The organism is Proteiniphilum sp. UBA5384 (genome assembly GCF_002410825.1).
Taxonomy (GTDB): Bacteria; Bacteroidota; Bacteroidia; order Bacteroidales; family Dysgonomonadaceae; genus Proteiniphilum.
On the sequence record NZ_DHOS01000002.1, the window covers coordinates 197,974 to 217,625 of the forward strand.

At 44.2% G+C, this 19,652-nt stretch carries 13 protein-coding genes; all 13 read left to right on the forward strand.

The window, feature by feature from the left end; genetic code table 11:
• Positions 1-90 precede the first annotated feature (90 nt).
• The 13 genes from B4G81_RS01835 (at position 91) to B4G81_RS01895 (ending at position 19,648) form a co-directional block, all read left to right on the forward strand.
• The gene (locus B4G81_RS01835; protein ID WP_294079483.1) at positions 91-1,419 is read left to right on the forward strand and encodes an ammonium transporter; all 1,329 of its coding nucleotides are present in this window, start codon (positions 91-93) and stop codon (positions 1,417-1,419) included.
• Positions 1,420-1,552: 133 nt separating this feature from the next.
• Positions 1,553-2,962 (forward strand): transglycosylase SLT domain-containing protein, encoded by a 1,410-nt coding sequence (locus B4G81_RS01840; protein WP_294079485.1) that lies wholly within the window; start codon positions 1,553-1,555, stop codon positions 2,960-2,962.
• A gap of 139 nt (positions 2,963-3,101) precedes the next feature.
• Positions 3,102-4,232, forward strand: coding sequence for a hypothetical protein (locus tag B4G81_RS01845; protein ID WP_294079487.1), 1,131 nt, complete (start codon positions 3,102-3,104; stop codon positions 4,230-4,232).
• Positions 4,233-4,247: 15 nt separating this feature from the next.
• A complete protein-coding gene (locus B4G81_RS01850; protein WP_294079489.1) occupies positions 4,248-6,116 on the forward strand; it encodes a DNA topoisomerase IV subunit B in 1,869 nt (622 codons plus the stop codon).
• A gap of 20 nt (positions 6,117-6,136) precedes the next feature.
• Positions 6,137-6,622, forward strand: a complete 486-nt coding sequence (gene coaD / locus B4G81_RS01855; RefSeq protein ID WP_294079491.1) for a pantetheine-phosphate adenylyltransferase — start codon at positions 6,137-6,139, stop codon at positions 6,620-6,622.
• Between the two features lie 2 nt (positions 6,623-6,624).
• The gene (locus tag B4G81_RS01860; RefSeq protein ID WP_294079493.1) at positions 6,625-8,253 is read left to right on the forward strand and encodes a S41 family peptidase; all 1,629 of its coding nucleotides are present in this window, start codon (positions 6,625-6,627) and stop codon (positions 8,251-8,253) included.
• Between the two features lie 6 nt (positions 8,254-8,259).
• Positions 8,260-9,132: a PPK2 family polyphosphate kinase gene (locus B4G81_RS01865; RefSeq protein WP_414703147.1), complete on the forward strand. Its 873-nt coding sequence runs from the start codon at positions 8,260-8,262 to the stop codon at positions 9,130-9,132.
• 609 nt (positions 9,133-9,741) lie between these two features.
• The gene (locus B4G81_RS01870; protein WP_294079497.1) at positions 9,742-11,004 is read left to right on the forward strand and encodes a putative DNA modification/repair radical SAM protein; all 1,263 of its coding nucleotides are present in this window, start codon (positions 9,742-9,744) and stop codon (positions 11,002-11,004) included.
• A gap of 59 nt (positions 11,005-11,063) precedes the next feature.
• Positions 11,064-11,831, forward strand: coding sequence for a TIGR03915 family putative DNA repair protein (locus B4G81_RS01875; protein WP_294079499.1), 768 nt, complete (start codon positions 11,064-11,066; stop codon positions 11,829-11,831).
• Between the two features lie 635 nt (positions 11,832-12,466).
• Complete coding sequence (locus B4G81_RS01880; protein WP_294079501.1) at positions 12,467-15,784, forward strand: SusC/RagA family TonB-linked outer membrane protein; 3,318 nt, start codon at positions 12,467-12,469, stop codon at positions 15,782-15,784.
• A gap of 42 nt (positions 15,785-15,826) precedes the next feature.
• Complete coding sequence (locus B4G81_RS01885) at positions 15,827-17,431, forward strand: RagB/SusD family nutrient uptake outer membrane protein (protein ID WP_294079502.1); 1,605 nt, start codon at positions 15,827-15,829, stop codon at positions 17,429-17,431.
• Positions 17,432-17,456: 25 nt separating this feature from the next.
• Positions 17,457-18,353: a zinc-binding metallopeptidase gene (locus B4G81_RS01890; RefSeq protein WP_294079504.1), complete on the forward strand. Its 897-nt coding sequence runs from the start codon at positions 17,457-17,459 to the stop codon at positions 18,351-18,353.
• An 8-nt stretch (positions 18,354-18,361) separates the two neighbouring features.
• Positions 18,362-19,648, forward strand: coding sequence for a DUF4302 domain-containing protein (locus B4G81_RS01895; protein WP_294079506.1), 1,287 nt, complete (start codon positions 18,362-18,364; stop codon positions 19,646-19,648).
• The last annotated feature ends 4 nt before the right edge of the window (positions 19,649-19,652 follow it).

The following is a 19,652-nucleotide window of genomic DNA, read 5'->3' on the forward strand; positions in this document are numbered from 1 at the left end:
ATAAAATATTATATTGACTAATGAATAAGATGACTGATAATCAAGTATCTAAATCTTATTCGAAATAAACTCTAATAATTTTTACAGATTATGAAACATACAGTAAAATATATCCTGATATTTTTAGCAATCTTTGTCACGCCTGCCATTGCTTTTGCACAGGACAATGCGGTTCCTGTCCTGAACGGTGGAGATACCGCATGGATCATAGTAGCCACTATACTTGTAATGATGATGACTATCCCGGGACTGGCTTTATTTTATGGGGGATTAGTCCGTCGCAAGAACGTGTTGAGTGTGTTGATGCAGTGTCTGATACTGACGGCCGCGATTATTGTCGAATGGGTTGCGGTCGGCTACAGCCTGGCCTTTACTTCGGTAGAAGGAGGGTTGAATCCTTTTATCGGTGGTTTTGATAAAATATTCCTGCAAGGGATAGGAATCAATGGCCTGCTTGACGGTTATGGGATACCCGAACTCTTATTTGTCTCTTTTCAAGGGATGTTTGCGGTGATTACGCCTGCGTTGATCGTCGGTGCTTTTGCCGAGCGCATCAAATTTAGCGGATTTCTGCTCTTTTCACTCTTATGGGCACTTGTGGTTTATAACCCTCTGGCCCACTGGGTATGGGGAGGCGGTTGGATAGGCGAAATGGGGGCCATCGATTTTGCCGGTGGTACCGTGGTGCATATCAATGCCGGTATATCGGCGTTGGTGATGGCCATCCTCATAGGAAAAAGAAAGGGTTGGAATGTGAAAGGAGCAGCCCCGATCACTCCGCATAACGTGCCGTTCGTGATGATTGGCACGGCATTACTGTGGCTGGGATGGTTAGGTTTTAATGGCGGGAGCGGTCTGGCGGCGGACGGCTTGTCCGCAAGCGCTTTGCTGGTTACCAACATAGCCGCGGCCGCGGCGGCATTGACATGGGCCATGCTCGATTGGATTATCAATAAAAAACCGACGGTAGTAGGCTTTTGTACGGGTGTAATAGCCGGTCTGGTCGCCATCACACCTGCTGCCGGCTCTTCCGGTGTGCTAGGGGCTTTTGTGATCGGGATAGCAGCCGGTTTGGTGTGCTACTTCATGGTAGCTTATCTGAAACCTAAATTCGGTTATGATGATTCATTGGATGCTTTCGGTGTGCATGGTATGGGGGGTATTGTAGGTTCTGTCCTGATAGGGATCTTTGCCACCCGGGCGATCACCGGCGATGGAGGGGCGCAGGGAGCTCTGTATGGTGATTGGCACCAGTTATGGATCCAGGTGGTGGCAACTGCTGCTACCATTGCATTCAGTACGGTGATGACGTGGATACTATTCAAGATTGTAGACGCTATCGTCGGTATCAGGGCGAGTGCGGAAAACGAGTCTATAGGACTTGATATCTCCGAGCATGGAGAAATTGCATATGAGTAGACAGGCTGTGTCCCGACATCTTTTTACTGCAAGCTGCCTCCATCGGGGTGGCTTGTTTTTACTCAAGCAAGCTTGTTTTTTCTTCCGGCTTTCACTATATTTGCCCCCGATTTTAACTTAATGAAAAGAAGCGATGATCATGAGAATTGTCCACTCGGGTTGCATGATATTGTTTTCGCTGTTTCTCGCTATCCTGTGTCTGTCATGTGGAAAATGGAGTAACCGGGAGAATGTATACGATTTCCCACAGATGCTCGAGTCGGATACATTACGTGTCCTTACCCTGAACACGTCTACTTCCTATTTCATTTATCGCGATCAACCCATGGGTTATCATTATGATGTGATACGCGATTTCTGCAAGCATCACGGATTGGTGCCCGAGATCATCGTGGCAGGGAATATGGGCGCTATGCTGCAGATGCTGGAGGATGGGGAAGCCGACCTGATCGCCTATAATATGCCGGTCACCAACGCATTGAAGGATTCGGTCCTTTACTGTGGACTCCAGCAGATATCACACCAAATACTCGTCCAGAGGGCAGAGAGGAATGACACGGTGCTGACCGATGTAACCGGCCTGATCGGTAAGCAGGTGACAGTACTTGATAAGTCGAAATACCTCGACAGGATGAACAACCTGAATAATGAGATGGGAGGAGGTGTCCGGATAGATACGATCGACAGCGATACGATCGTGGTAGAAGATCTTATCAGGATGGTCTCCCGGGGAGAAATAAGCTATACCGTAGCTGATGACGACCTGGCGATGCTCAATCATACTTATTTCAGGAACCTGAATGTGGACCTACCCGTGAGTTTCGACCAGCGCTCGTCGTGGGTGGTAAGAAAAGATACCCCTCTCTTGGCTGATTCGTTGAACAGCTGGATCAGGAACAGCGCGTCCGAACCGTCTTTCTTACGTATTATCAAACGCTATTTTGAAGAGACAAAAGGGTACTCCGACTCCGGCAGGCCTTCCTTCAGGGAGATTTCAGGACATGGTGTGATTTCACCATACGACTCTTATTTTAAACGGTATGGTAAGGAATCGGGTATCGACTGGCGTTTACTTGCCTCAGTTTCTTACCAGGAGTCCAGTTTCAATATCGACGGACAGTCGTGGGCGGGAGCTATCGGACTGATGGGGTTGATGCCGGCTACTGCCGCTTCGCTGGGATTGGCGGAGAGTCAACTTCTGGATCCTGAAAAAAATATACGCACAGGGGCGGAATATCTGAGGTCTCTTTTTCGTTCATTCCGGTCCGTAGGTGATTTTTCAGAAAGGATAAAAATGACCCTGGCAGCCTATAACGGAGGTATCGGTCATGTGTTTGACGCCCAGGCCCTCGCTGAGAAGTATGGCGCTGATAGCAAGATATGGGAAGGAAATGTGGAGCGGTTCCTCCAGTTGAAACGCCTGGAACAATATTATAGTGACCCGGTCTGTAAAAATGGCTATTTCAGGGCCGATGAAACAGTCAACTATGTACATGAGGTAGTGGATCGCTGGGAGATATACAAGGCGAAAGTGAAAGAATAAAAATCAGTGGAACTTTCAATAAAAAAATCACTATCTTTGCCAGCAAAGTCAGACCCCTATTTGTTGGAAAGAAGCGATAGAAGGTAAATATTTCCGGGAAAATATCTAACTTGAATGAATTAAAAAGATTATTAGTGTCATGTCTGTTATAATCAATAAAGTCAGAACAAAGGATGATTTGAGGAAGTTCATCCAGTTTGGTATCGATCTCTATGAAGGGAACGAGTATTATGTTCCGCCATTGATCTACGATGAGAGAGCCACGCTTAGTGCAAATAAAAATCCGGCATTCGATCATTGTGATGCCAACTATTTCCTGGCTTATCGTGACGACTGTATTGTAGGGCGCATCGGTGTAATCATTAACCACAAGTCAAATGAGAGATGGAATGAACGAAATGCCCGTTTTGGTTTTGTCGATTTTATTGATGACAATGAAGTGGTCGATGCCCTTTTCGGCGCGGCAGAAAGTTGGGCGCGCTCCCGTGGAATGGAAAAGATACACGGTCCGCTCGGCTTTACCGATCTCGACCATGAGGGGATGCTGATAGAGGGATTCGACCAACTCAGTACCTTATCCACCATTTATAACTATCCCTACTATGTAGATCACATGGAAAGGATGGGATATGCAAAAGATCAGGACTGGCTGGAATTCCTTATTACCATTCCCAAGGAGATACCGGAACGGTTCCAACGTGCTTCGGAGATCGTGAAGAAACGTTCCGGACTAGAGGTGATACATCTTGAAACTAAAAAAGATGTGATGCCTTACGCGAAAGACATTTTCAGGCTGATCAACCGTGCCTATAAGGATTTGTATGGATATGTGGACTTGACCGATCGGCAAATTGACTATTATGTGGATATGTATATCCCGATGCTGCGTTTGGAATTCCTCACGTTGGTAATCCGCAGGGAAGACAATAAGCTGGTGGGGGTGGGTATAGGGCTTCCCAGCATCGCCAAGGCGTTACAGAAAGCAAAAGGTAAATTCATGCCTGCCGGCTGGTATTATCTTTATCAGGCGTTAAAAGGAAAAGGGACCAATGTGCTCGACCTGCTGATGGTCGCCGTAGATCCCGAATACCAGGGGAAAGGTTTGAATGCGTTGATGTTCAATGAGTTCATGTCGGCTTGTATCCGGTTGGGTTTTGAGTATGCCGAGAGCAATCCCGAACTGGAAATGAACAATAAAGTGCATTCCATGTGGAACGGATGGGAAACCAAACAACATAAAAGACGTAGGGCGTTTATTAAAAATTTATAGGGAGAACGAAATAAAGTGTACGAAACAGAAAAAGAGATACAAGTAATTGAAAACAATTATCAGGAAGAGAATATTGTTACCTTGGAGTGGCAGGAACATATCCGCCGGCGCCCCGGGATGTATATCGGGAAACTGGGCGACGGCTCTTCTTATGATGATGGTATTTATGTGTTGCTGAAAGAGGTGCTCGACAACGCGATTGATGAGTTCATGATGGGCTACGGAAAAACCATCGAGGTGACCATCGAAAATGGGAACGTGACCGTCCGCGATTATGGGCGTGGCGTACCCCTGGGAAAGGTGAAGGATGTCTGCTCCAAAATGAATACGGGTGCCAAGTACGATTCCAAGGCATTTAAAAAATCGGTAGGACTGAACGGTGTGGGTATCAAGGCGGTGAATGCGCTTTCTTCTTCTTTTGCAATGGAATGTTTCCGCGAGGGGCAGATGAAGGTGGTGGAATTTGTGCAGGGTGTGATCTCGAAGGATCACGCGATTGTGCCCACTACGAGTGCTAATGGTACCTACGTGACTTTTACACCCGATAAAGAGATATTTGGCGATTACTATTACCGCGACGAACATATCGAACCATTGCTGAAAAATTATGTCTTCCTGAATATCGGCTTGACTATCGTCTTTAATGGTAAAAAATTCACTTCGAAAAATGGGTTGGAAGACCTGTTAAATGAAAACCTCACCTCAGAAGAACTTTATCCCATTATCCACCTGTTCGGAGAGGATATTGAGGTAGCCATTACCCATACCAACCAGTATGGGGAAGAGTACTACTCGTTTGTCAACGGGCAACACACCACCCAGGGAGGGACACACCTTGCCGCTTTCCGTGAGGCGACGGCACGGGTGATCAAAGAGTTCTATAATAAGAACTTTGAATATTCCGATATCCGTAACGGGATGGTGGCGGCCATCAGCATCAAGGTGGAAGAGCCGGTGTTTGAGTCGCAGACAAAAACCAAATTGGGATCGAAAGAAATGACGCCCAACGGAGTCTCGGTGAGCAAACATATCAACGACTTCCTCAAGAAAGAACTCGATAATTACCTCCATAAAAATGCAGATACGGCGGAGGTCTTACAGAAGAAGATACTCGACTCGGAGAAGGAGCGAAAAGCAATCGCCGGTGTCACCAAACTGGCACGTGAACGCGCCAAGAAGGCAAACCTCCATAATAAGAAATTGAGGGATTGCCGCATCCACTATAATGACAACAAAGGGGACGACAGGGATAAAACTTCTATCTTCATTACCGAGGGGGATTCCGCCAGCGGATCAATCACCAAAAGCCGCGATCCGAACCTCCAGGCGGTCTTCAGCTTGCGGGGGAAACCGCTGAACTGCTTTGGATTGACCAAGAAGATAGTATACGAGAATGAAGAGTTCAATCTCCTGCAGGCTGCCCTCAATATCGAAGAGAATATGGATGGATTGCGGTATAACAGGGTAATCATCGCTACCGATGCCGACACCGACGGGATGCATATCCGACTGTTGTTACTGACTTTCTTCCTGCAATTTTTTCCCGACTTGATCAAGAAGGGACATGTATATATTCTTCAAACACCCCTTTTCAGGGTGCGTAACAAGAAAAAAACACTCTATTGCTATTCCGAAGAGGAGCGGCTGTCCGCTATTGAAGAGTTGAGCCCCAATCCCGAAATAACCCGCTTTAAAGGATTGGGAGAGATATCACCCGATGAGTTTCGTAACTTTATCGGCGAAGATATCCGGCTCGACAGGGTGACCATGCGGAAAGAGGATCTCCTGAAGGAACTGCTTGAATTCTATATGGGTAAGAATACGCCTGAACGCCAGTCGTTCATCATTGAAAACCTCGTCGTTGAAGAGGATGAGGTGGCGTAACTAATGTAATGTGACAATATATGGATAAAAAGAGAATCGCCTTGTTTCCCGGCACGTTCGACCCCTTCACTGTCGGTCACGAGTCGCTGGTGCGTAGAGGTTTGTTCCTGATGGACGAGATTGTGATAGCCATAGGGGTTAATGAGGCGAAGCGGTCTTTTTTTCCGTTGGATCAACGGCTTGGCATGATCCGCAAATTATATGAAGATGAACCCCGGGTAAGCGTGGAGAGTTACGACTCATTGACCATAGAATTCGCGCAGAAGCTCGGGGCACAATATATCCTCAGGGGTATCCGGTCGGTAACCGATTTCGAATATGAAAAAACGATCGCCGATATGAACCGAACTATTTCAGGAATTGAAACGTTTGTATTATTCACGGAGCCGTCTCTGACCCATATCAGTTCTTCCCATGTGAGGGAATTATTGCATTACGGGCATGATGTAAGCGACTTTGTCCCGAAAGGAATGTTCATCCAGAATGATAACCACTCAAAAAAATAGAAATGTTGAAAAAAATAATACCGATTATTTTAGCTACACTGTTTTTAAACGGATGTGTGTATGGCCAGTTCAGACCTTCGCCTGAGGGCGTTAAGTTAGAGCGTACCCTCCAACTGATCCAAGGACTTTATGTAGATGATGTGGAGGCCGGAAATCTGACCGAAGCGGCCATACGTGGCATGTTGAAAGAACTCGATCCTCATTCTACCTATCTGAACAAAGAAGAGGTAAAGGCCATGAATGAACCGTTACAGGGGAATTTTGACGGCATCGGTATCTCATTCAATATGCTGACAGATACGCTCTATGTAATGGAGGTTATTGCCGGTGGCCCGTCACAGAAAGTAGGAATCATGCCGGGAGATAAGATTATTTTTGTGAATGATACACTTATTGCCGGGGTGAAGAAAAATAATCAGGATGTGGTCTCCATGCTTCGGGGGCCTAAAGGAACACAGGTGAACGTGAAGATACTTCGCCGTGGTGTGCCGGAATTGATGCCGTTCAGGATTGTCCGAGACAAGATTCCTATCACCAGTATTGATGCATCCTATATGGTGGCCGATGATACCGGATATATTCGACTGAGCCGGTTTGGAGTTACTTCGGCCGATGAGTTCCGGCAGGCAGAAAAGGAGCTGAGGTCGCAGGGGATGAAACATCTTCTTTTGGACCTGACCGATAACGGGGGAGGTATCCTTCAGGTTGCCAACGATATCGTGAATGAGTTTCTGGGTGACGGTAACCTGATCGTTTATACCGAAGGAAAGAATCAACCACGCTATACGATGAACTCCACAGGTGGCGATGAACTGAAAGGCGGTAAGTTAGTGGTGTTGGTCAACGAATCGTCGGCATCTGCAAGTGAGATCCTTGCCGGCGCCGTCCAGGACTGGGACAGGGGGGTAATCGTAGGAAGAAGGACGTTCGGGAAAGGATTGGTGCAACGCCAGTTGCCCCTCCCTGACGGTACCATGATCCGACTGACCGTTGCGAGGTATTATACACCTACCGGAAGGAGTATTCAGAAGCCCTATGAAAATGGGAATCAGGATGCATATAACATGGATTTTATCAATCGTTACAATCATGGTGAACTGTTTGCCGCCGATAGTATCCATTTCCCCGATTCACTGAAATATACCACCCTGGTAAATAAACGTACGGTATATGGTGGCGGGGGAATCATGCCGGATTATTTCGTGCCGATCGATACTACCGGAGGAACCATGTTGCACGCCCGACTCAATGCGATGGGTGTGATCAACAGGGTATCCATCACCGAAGTGGATAACAACCGGAAGACATTACTGCAGAAATATCCCGATGCTACCGCGTTCAATAAAAATTACCAGGTGACCGATGCAATGGTGTCTAAGCTGAAAAAATTGGCGACCGACGAAAAAATAGAATGGAACGACGAGCAATTCGCTACTTCCCGCCCACTGATATTTGTACAGTTAAAAGCGCTGATCGCCCGTGACCTGTACGATTCTTCGGCATTCTTCCGGATTATCAATGAAGAGAATGATATCTTCATGGAAGGATTGAAAATTATTTCAGATGATAACCGCTACCAGGGATTGTTAGAAGGTGTTGGCAGTAATGTAGGACAAAACAAAGCCATATAAATGCCTATGAAATTCGACTACGACAAGTTGCGGGTAAAAGAAGGGGTAAAGGTTAACCTGAAGGACTTTTCTACCTGCGACGATGGTGGGTATACCAGGAAAACAGCGAAGGAAGAAATCAGGCGGAACATCAAAAAGTTGAAAAAATTTCAGGAGATGTTCTATGCTGATGACCGGTATTCGTTGTTGATCATCCTGCAGGCACGCGATGCGGCCGGAAAAGATGGTGTGATCCGTCACGTGATGTCGGGCATCAACCCCCAGGGATGCAGGGTGCACAGTTTTAAAACCCCTGGCAGGAATGAACTGGAACATGATTATTTCTGGCGTCATTATATTGCTTTGCCGGAGCGGGGAATGATAGAAATTTTCAACCGTTCGCATTATGAAAATGTGCTGGCGACGAAAGTTAATCCCCAATGGATTCTTAATGAACGTATTCCGGGTTACGATTCGGTGGAGAAGATTGACGGGCAGTTCTGGGATAAACGTTACGAAGATATTAATGCCGTCGAACAACATCTTTACCGCAACGGGATGCGTATCCTTAAGTTTTTCCTGAATGTCTCGAAAGAAGAGCAGAGAGAACGTTTCCTCTCCCGTATCGATGAGCCCGATAAGAACTGGAAATTCAGTTCGGCCGATTTGCAGGCGCGGAAGCAATGGGATGATTATGACCGTGCATTTGAGGAGATGCTGGAAAAAACTTCAAAGCCTTACGCACCATGGTATGTGATTCCGGCCGATAAGAAATTCTTTGCCCGTGTGGCTGTAGGTGATATTATTATTGAGCTGTTTAAATCGCTCGAATTACATTTCCCCCCGGCCGAATCACCCGAATTACTGGAGAAAGCACGTGAAATACTGACAAAAGAATAGCCGTAAATACCCGCTTATCTTGTTTTTTCTTCCTTCGCAAATAGGCATTCAATCGTGTCAGCGCCCAGAAAGAGGTCGATGTTATCACAATAAGGAGGGCGGTAAGTATATATTGGAGCGATAGGATAGCTTCTTTTCCACCGAAAAAGACCGTCAGCAGTGATAACACGAAAAGCAACATGTACATGGCTCCAAAAATACTCCTGAAATCTGTCAATTCATCTCCTTTGTTTGTTGATCGTTTTTCTTTTTGTTCAATATCCTCTATGTTACTATCTGTGGGATTGCTGGATAAATGGGATGCATTTTCTATATCTGTTTCGTTATATCCGGCCTATCTCTTCGGATTGGTTATAAAAATAATCAACTATTTGAGATCTCAAATGTGACCGGTATTGTCAGTAGGCTATTTTTTCCTCATGGAGTTATATGGTTGAAAGATAGTATTGCTGAAAATCAGGTTGTTATTAACTTATCGACAAAGCTGTATTTTTTAAGATTTTTAATTCGTCAATCTGGGTTCTATTGCTTTCCTTTGTAATTGGGGTGGTTGGTTGCTCAACCCCTGCAAGCCGTATAGTTGCTGACATTTCTCTTAACTGTTCGATAATGAACGAAAAGACACTTGAAAAATTGAAAATTCTTGCCGATGCCGCCAAGTACGACGTATCCTGTGCATCAAGCGGTACTTCGCGTAACAACGTGAAGGGAGGAATCGGTACGGCGTCAGGGTGGGGTATTTGCCATAGCTTCACTCCCGACGGGCGTTGTATTTCTTTATTTAAGATACTGCTTACCAACCATTGTATCTATGATTGTGCCTATTGCAGTAACCGGCGGAGTAACGATGTGAGGCGTACGGCCTTTATAGCGGAAGAACTGGCGGAACTGACCATTGAATTTTACCGGAGAAATTATATCGAAGGGCTTTTCCTGAGTTCGGGTGTGATGCGTAATCCCGATTATACGATGGAGCAGATGCTGCGTGTGGTGAAACTGTTGCGGGAGGTGCATCGCTTCAATGGATATATCCATATGAAAGCAATTCCCGGAGCCAGTAATGAGCTGGTGGCGCAGGCAGGCAGGTTGGTCGACCGTATGAGTGTGAACCTTGAAATCCCATCGGAGACGAACCTGAAATTACTGGCTCCTGAAAAGGACTACTCAAGCGTTTTCACTCCCATGCGCTTTATACAGCAGGGGATGTTGGAGAGTGCGGAAGACCGTAAAAAATTCCGCTCAGCTCCCCGGTTTGTCCCTGCGGGACAAAGTACACAAGTGATTATCGGCGCCACACCCGATAATGATAAACAGATCCTCACCCTCGCTTCGGCTTTATATAAACGTCCATCCTTCAAACGGGTTTATTATTCGGGTTATATTCCTGTCAATACCGGTGATAGCCGCCTGCCTATACTGCCTACACCACCATTGGTACGTGAAAACCGGTTGTATCAGGCCGATTGGCTGATGCGGTTTTACGAGTTCAGAGCCAATGAATTGGTGGATGACGCTCATCCCGACCTGGACCTGGATGTCGATCCTAAAATGGGATGGGCATTGCGGCATCCTGAATTCTTCCCGATCGACGTAAATACAGCGCCTTATGAGATGATCCTGAGGATACCCGGCATTGGTGTGAAGTCTGCCAAACTGATCATCACTTCACGAAGGTACGGACGGTTGACCTCGGAACAACTCAAAAAGATAGGAGTGGTGATGAAGCGGGCACGCTATTTCATTGTCTGCCGCGAATTGCCAATGCAGACTGTCAACGAACTTACACCGCAATATGTCCGTCGTCAGGTATCCCGGAAACAGAAGAAGATTGCTGCTGAACTGTTGCAGTATTCCATTGATTGGGGGGAGTAGGTGGATGTGATGATTTCCTGATTAATGTGCTAATGTGAATAAAAAGTCTTTCTTCTAAAATGATTGTTTTTGAATACGACCATACTTTCGACGGATTACTTTCATGCGTTTTTTTCGCGTATGAGCAGAAGAAGTTTCCTGATCTGATCTTTTCTGAATCCGACCAGAAGCCTCTGTTTATAGAAGAGCAGTATTATGTGGACACCGAAATCGAAAAATCGAAGCGGGTATGGAAAGCACTGGAGAAAAAACTGTCGAAATTTGCACGGAACATGATGTTGAGCGTCTGGCTGTCGGAATTACCGGAAACGGCGATGTTGCTGTTCCGGTATATCCGTAAGAGTATCGATCATCCACAGGGAATAGAGATGAATTTCGGTGATGATGATGTACTCCGCATCAGGGATATTGCGCAGAAAGTAGCTACGGATGCCCACAAACTGGTTCAATTTGTCCGTTTTCAGGAGACCGTAGACGGTATATGGTTCGCTCCCGTATCGCCGCGTTATAATGTTCTTTCATTGATTGTCCCGCATTTTAAATCTCGTTACGCAGGACAGCCGTGGATTATTTACGATACAGTACGAAATGTCGGTCTTTATTACGATACCCGTACGGTACAGGAAATCTCTTTCTCTCAGAAAGATCTTGCCGAATTGAAATCAGGAAAACCGGGTAATGAAAAGCTTTCGGACGAGGAGGCTTTTTTTCAACAATTATGGAAAGAATACTTTCAGAGTATTACCATCAAAGAACGTATCAACCTTAAACTACAACGCCAGCATATGCCAAAGCGCTACTGGAAGTACCTTCCTGAGATTTCTTGATAAAATTATTATTCGGTAGTCGATTTTTTCATGTTATTTATTCATAATCTTTTAAAATGAGTAGAGAGGTGTTTAAATTCACAAATGGAACGTATAGCTACTTTCTTTTTCAGCTACTTTCTTTTTCGTTGTTGTTATGGCGTGTTAATTGTTAAGTATTGATTTACAGTCATATATGAAGGGAAGAAGTCTTGTATAATTCATTCCTGTTTTTTTAATTTATTAGGTCCTGCATTTTTTTTTCGTGGAAAAGTGAAAATTTAACAATAAAAAGAGTGAGGTTCGAAAATAATTATATATTTTTGAATTATATTATATAAAAGTTAATCAGAATGAAGATGTGATAAAGCCCAGCTACTAACTATTAAATTTCTTCATTTTACATATTTATAAAATCATATTGTTGATAAAAATACTAGTTTTAATAGTAAAATAACCAAAATAAAGTGTTTTTGTAGATTTAAATTTAATTTATTAGAGCAGTATATTTAAGGTGTTCCATTAGTGTAATAAAAATTATTGATGTCAAACACTTTTTCTCGTAATATGAGAGACTCAATGAGCCCCGTCATGAGGCACCTTTTATCTTTATTGCAAAATTAAATCCATATGAATGTTAATAAATCAAACCGAGTATGAACAGAAAACTAATGATGCTTTTGACCTTCTTCTTTTTGGGAGTAGGAATTGTGACAGCTCAGACACAGGTGCGAGGTACGGTTGTGGATGAGTCGGGTGAACCGGTTATTGGTGCTTCTATCAGGTTAAAAGGTACTTCTCAGGGGACCGTAACCGATATAGATGGAAATTTTATCTTTTCTGCACCTTCTAACGGGATCCTTCAGTTTTCATATGTGGGAATGAAAACACAGGAGCTGGCAGTGAAAACCACCATGCAAGTTACCATGATTGCCGATTCAGAGGTATTGCAGGAAGTGGTTGTTACCGGCATGACGATGACCGATAAACGTATGTTTACCGGTGCTGCTGACCGTCTGAGTGCCGAAGAAGTGAAAATAGATGGTATGGCGGAGATCAGTCGCGCTCTTGAGGGACGCTCCGCAGGGGTTTCTGTACAGAATGTGTCGGGAACGTTTGGAACTGCTCCCAAAATAAAAATACGGGGAGCTACTTCCATTTACGGTAATTCAAAACCCTTATGGGTGGTTGATGGGATAGTTATGGATGATGTGATCGATGTGAGTACGGACGATCTCTCGTCGGGAGATGCTACAACACTTATCAGTTCAGCTATTGCCGGATTGAATCCCGACGATATTGAGAGTTTTCAAATTCTCAAGGATGGCTCAGCTACCTCTATTTATGGAGCGCGTGCGATGGCGGGCGTTATTGTGGTAACTACCAAAAAAGGAAAAGCCGGGATCAGCAAGATCAATTATACCGGCGAATTTACGGTAAGGATGGTACCTTCTTATGCGAACTTCAATATTATGAACTCTCAGGATCAGATGAGTGTATATCAGGAGATGGAGCAGAAGGGATATCTGACAATTGCTTCAGTATATAATGCCCGGCAGAGTGGAGTTTACGGGAAAATGGTAGAGTTGTTGACAACAGTTGATCCTGCAACCGGACAATTTATTGTCCCCAACACCCAGAACGACAAGAATGCTTATCTGAGGGCGGCAGAAATGAGGAATACGGATTGGTTCGACTTGCTTTTCGATACAAATCTCACACAGAATCACTCCATCAGTATTACTTCGGGAAACGATAAATCGTCATATTATGCTTCTTTCAGCGCGATGATTGACCCAGGCTGGTCACTGCGCAGTAAAGTAAACCGGTATACTGCCAATTTAAATGCGAACTATGAAATTATCAAAGGGTTGAACCTTAATTTTATAACCAGCGCTTCTTACCGTCAACAAAATGCACCCGGAACGCTCTCTTCCGAGACGAATGCAGTTTTCGGACAGGTAACACGTAATTTTGATATCAATCCTTATTCTTTTGCCTTGAACACCTCTCGCACACTTGATGGTAATGAATTTTACAAAAGAAATTATGCTCCTTTCAACATCGTCCATGAGTTGAATAATAATTATATGGAACTTAATATCCCTGATATTAAGATTCAGGGAGAGTTGAAATACAATCCCATATATAATCTTACCCTTACCGCATTGGGGGCGATGAAGTTCCAGTCAACTTCGCAAGAACACCATGTCATGGATCAATCGAACCAGGCACAAGCATATAGGGCTATGGAAACGCAAACTAAACTTGATAATAACTCTTATTTATATAAGGATCCCGATAAAGTCTGGCAGGGCCCCATCACGGTACTGCCTCAGGGAGGTATTTATCGACGTGATGACTATCGGGTATTGGGTTATGACTTCCGTCTTTCAGCTGCTTATAATAATGTTTTCAATGAAGATCATGCTGTGAATCTTTACGGTGCAATGGAACTCAATAAGGTTGACAGGCGCCAGACCTGGTTCCGGGGCTGGGGGCTCCAATATACTATGGGTGAGATACCCTTTTATGTGTATGAATTGTTCAAGCAGGGAATTGAGGATGGCAACAAATACTATGAATATATAAATACCCGCACCCGTGATGCTGCCTACGTGTTAAACGGCGTATATTCATGGAAGATGAAATATGTATTCAACGGTACGTTGCGTTACGAAGGATCCAATAAGCTTGGAAAATCGAAATCGGCTCGGTGGCTTCCCACTTGGAACGTATCCGGAGCCTGGAACATGCATGAGGAACCTTTTTTCGAATCATTAAAACCCTCTCTTTCGCACTTGACGCTGAAAAGCTCATACAGTTTAACGGCTACCCGTGGCCCTTCATGGGTAACCAACTCTAATATAGTGATAGGGAGTAAAACACCATGGAGACCTTCCGCAGATGTGCAGGAATCGGCTTTATACATCTCGGATATTGAAAACAGTGAACTTTCCTACGAAAAGAAACATGAGTTGAATATAGGTTTGGAAGCCGGTTTTTTGAATAACAAGATCAATATGGCTATGGATTATTATAAACGGAATAATTTTGATCTTATTGGTCGTATTGTTACTCAGGGACTTGGCGGTTCTACCATGAAATATGGAAATGTGTCGGACATGAAATCTAACGGGCTGGAGTTTAGCCTCTCTGTCAAGGCAATAAAGACAAAGGATTTCTCATGGACTACCGACTTTATCTATTCCCACACCAAGACAAAGATCACTAAGACTCATAACTATGGTAGGGTCATTGATATGGCACAGGGAGTAGCGTCGGGAGCAACGGAGGGTTACCCCGTCAACAGTGTCTGGTCGGTCCCATTTGCCGGTCTTGATGACGAAGGTATTCCCAGGTTCTATGATGTGGACGGAAATATTATCAAAGGGACGATCAATTTTCAGAATCGTACGGATAACGAAAAATGGCTTGTATACGAGGGGACACGTGATCCTACCGATTTGGGCAGCTTTGGTAATATCTTGACGTGGAAAGGATTTCGTCTCAACGTGTTTATCACCTATTCCTTTGGGAATGTGGTAAGGCTCGATCCCGTGTTTGCCAATACATATTCCGACCTTACTGCAACCCCCAAAGAGTTTAAGAACAGATGGGTACTCGCGGGAGACGAAAAATATACAACCATTCCGGTTATAGTTTCCAAACGTCAGAATAACCGAGATACAAATATTCGATATTATTATAATGCCTATAATTATTCATCGGAACGTGTGGCAAAAGGAGATTTCATCAGATTGAAAGAAATTTCGTTAACATACGATTTTCCAAAATCTCTTATTTCCGGATTAAAAATGAGTGCATTATCGTTGAAAGGACAGGTTACAAATCCTTTCCTGCTCTATGCCGATAAGAAACTTAACGGGCAAGACCCCGAATTTGCCAATGCCGGAGGAGTAGCAGCACCTGTACCCAAGCAATTTACTTTGACATTGAGGGTCGGAATGTAGAGCAATTTACGTGACATGAATGAAAAATTAAAAAATACGAATATGCAGAATATAATATATAAAATAATGATCGGGGTATTTTTAACGAGCATGATCTTGTCGTGTGATGATTTCCTGGATGATATGCCCGACAATAGAGCTGAATTGGACACACGTGAAAAAATAGCCAAATTGCTGGTTTCCGCGTATGCCGAAACAACCTACTACCGTCTTGCAGAATTCAGCAGTGACAATGTAGACGATCATGGTAATACATTCCCTTTAAAGAGCGACTTGAATGAGGAGTTGCTTTATTGGAAGGATGCCGTAGCGACCGACGGAAATGATAATCCGGTCAGAGTATGGGCTCAGAACTATACCGCCATATCGGTAGCGAATACGGCTCTCCAGGCAATTGAAGAAATAGGAAATGCCGATGGCAGTATGAATCCCCTGAAAGGAGAAGCGCTTTTGTGTCGGGCATACTGTCATTTTGTGCTGGTAAACCTTTTCTCATTGCATTATAATCCCTCCACCGCTTCCGTTGACCCGGGCATCACCTATATGGAGGCCCCTGAGACTACGCTTAACCCACAATACAAGCGTAATAGCGTTGCCGAGGTCTATGAAAAAATTGAACGTGATATATTGGAGGGGCTACCTCTTATCAGTGATGCCGAGTATGCCGTGCCCAAGTATCATTTCAATCGTAATGCAGCATTGGCGTTCGCGGCCCGTTTTTTCCTCTACAAGGGTGAATGGGAAAAAGTGATAAAATATGCCGATGAACTTTTTGTAGGGAATCCAGCTCCGTTCCTGAGAGACTGGATGGCAATCGTAAATTATACTTCTGCCCCTAATGACAGGGCCAGAAAGTATATAGGTGCTGATGAAAATGCCAATTTTCTTATAAAAACGGCCTATTCTAATATGGGACAATATGCTACGGGATACACATGGAGTGGACGCTACAGGCATGGCGCAAGACTGGCTGAGATGGAAACCTATTATGCCAACGCACCATGGGGATACCTCTCTTCTACCTCCCAGTATAAATGGCCCATTGCCACCTATAATTCGGCCAATCAGGTCTCGAGACTCGTGCCAAGGATGCCTTATATATTTGAGTACACCGATCCTGTGGCGGGTACAGGCTTCTACAGGACGGTAACAGTGGAATTCTGGGCGGAAGAGACACTGCTTTCCCGTGCCGAAGCCTACATTATGCTGGGAAGGTATAACGAAGCACTTGCCGATGTGAACCTGTGGAGACAAAATGTAACTGTATCCTCTTTGGAATTTACCGTTGAATCGGCTAATTTATTTTTCAACGGAATAAATTATTACGATGGAGAGGGGTATAAACCCACTCTGAAACATAAACTGAACCCTGCATCACAGTTATATGATGTAAGTAGCGACAAGACAAAAGAAAATATGATTCATCTCCTGCTCTACTGCCGTCGCCTTGAAACCTTGTCGCAGGGTCTCAGGTGGTTTGACGTAAAACGTTGGGGAATCGATATTTTCCGGTATACCCTCGATGCCAATTCCACGGTATCGGACTTTGCCAATAGTGTGGTGAAATTGCCGTATGATGACCCGAGACGTGCGTTGCAGATACCTGATGATGTCCTTGTAGCGGGTTATGAGCCAAATCCAAGATAGTAATAAACTTGAAAACAGATAAATCATGAGAAAGATTATATATTACCTGATGTTTTTTGCTCTCCTGTCTATTGTCTCCTGCTCGGAAGATGGGCCCGACTCCGAAAGTATTTTCGTGGACGATACGATGGAGAGAACCCAGTTTGATAAATGGCTGGATCACTACTTTATTGCACCTTATAATATTAAATGGGAATACAGGATGTTGGATGCAGAATCTGACCTTGGTTATTTTCTGGTACCCGCAGACTATCTGCCTTCGGTCAAATTTGCCATTGCTTTCAAGCATGTGATTCTCGAAGGGTACGATGAAGTCTGGGGCAATACATACAATACCAAGGCATATTTTCCCAAGTATTTTTATATAGTGGGCAATTACGCTTATAACAATAATGGTACGACAGTGCTGGGAACAGCCGAAGCAGGGATAAAAATATCCTTTTACGGAGTCAATAATTATGTCTTCGATAACATAAAAATAGATGACGATTATGAGGATGCGATTGTACGGCGTTTTAAAACAGCACACCACGAGTTCACTCACTCCATGCATCAGCAGATTCCGTTCTCGGATGACTTCAGGATTATTTCACTGACCGATTATATTGAGGATGACTGGAATAATAAGACCTTGGAGGACGCTCTCGATAATGGATTTATCACTACCTATGCCAGAAAAAATGCCAATGAAGATTTTGCGGAGTTGTACTCCTGGTATGTGACCTATTCGGCAGCATGGTGGGAAGCCCGTGTGGCTCAGGCTTCCGATGAGGGCAAAGCAAAGATAAATCAGAAACTATCTATTCTCAGGACATATATGAAGAATAACTGGGATCTCGATCTGGATGAGGTACGCAACATCACTCTGAGCCGTATTAGCGAACTAAATAGTATTGATTTAACGGATATTGAAATAAAATAGGTGGAATTATGAAAGGAAAACTTAGTTTTTTAGTACTCATATCAATCCTCTTCTCATCCTGCCTGTTTGAGGAAAAGGATATTTTTGACGAGTCGGCAGCCGTGAGAAAACAGGTTGCTGTGGAGGAATATGACAAGATATTGCAATCGGCGCCCAATGGGTGGGTATTCGACTATTATCCCCATGAAACCCGGCCCTATGGGGGATTCAATTACCTGGTGAAGTTTGGACAAGGTGATACGGTGAGGGCCGCTTTTGAATATATAAGAAACCCTGAAATGAAACAATCACTGTATGAAATCTTGTACGACTTTGGTGCCATGCTCTCCTTTAATTCTTATAACCAGTACCTGCATTATTATGCTGAAGGAAAGAATAGTGGAGCTCTTTATCAGGGACGCAAGGGAGATTATGAATTTATGCTGATGGATTATAATACATCTGAAGGAGAATTGAAGCTGAAAGGGAAGCGTACGACCAACTACATGACAATGACCAAACTTGCCGACAATGTAGTATGGGATGAGTATCTCGATGCTGTCAATGCAACTGAGATAGAATGGATGTTTGCAGATTATAGTCTTTATGTGGATGGAGTAGAAGTGGGTACAGCTTCCAAATCCGATAGAAATATTACCTTCTTCTGGACAGAGGGAGAGGAGGAAAAGAAACTTACCCAGGCCCTCATATATAAACCCGATGGGGTAATACGTCTGTATGATGTGGTTACGATTGCCGGTGCGGCGGTGAGAAATTTTAAATATGACCCATCCGATGATACCGCTACTTCCACCGATCGAGGATCAAATGTCGTACTGAAGGCGGTTGTTCCTGATGATTTCGTGCTTTACAAGGATTATTTGGGTGACTGGACTATAAAGGATACTTCAGGTACCTCTTATACGGTCACTTTTACCGAGAAAGAAAAAAATAAGAGTTTTTATATGACTTCTGAAGCTCTGCCGGAATTAACTATTGAATGGGGTTGGAGTTCTTCTTTCTCGGGTAAGAGATTGACCCTTTATACCCAACATCTGGCAACAACTCCCGAGGGTAATCTGGTGCTCCTGATGCCTGCCTACCTTAATGATACCGGAGGTACGTCATTCTTTCCGTCAATAGGTTCTTCAGCCGCTTATTATACCTATGATGGTGAAAACACCATTACCTGTACCGGTGGAACAACTACATTGATAACCGGCTTTATTTTATATGTCCGTAATCCGGCCAATAGCGCCAATGTGGGCTGGTATCAGAACCCGAATAGTTTCCTCAAGACTTCATTAACCCGATAAATAA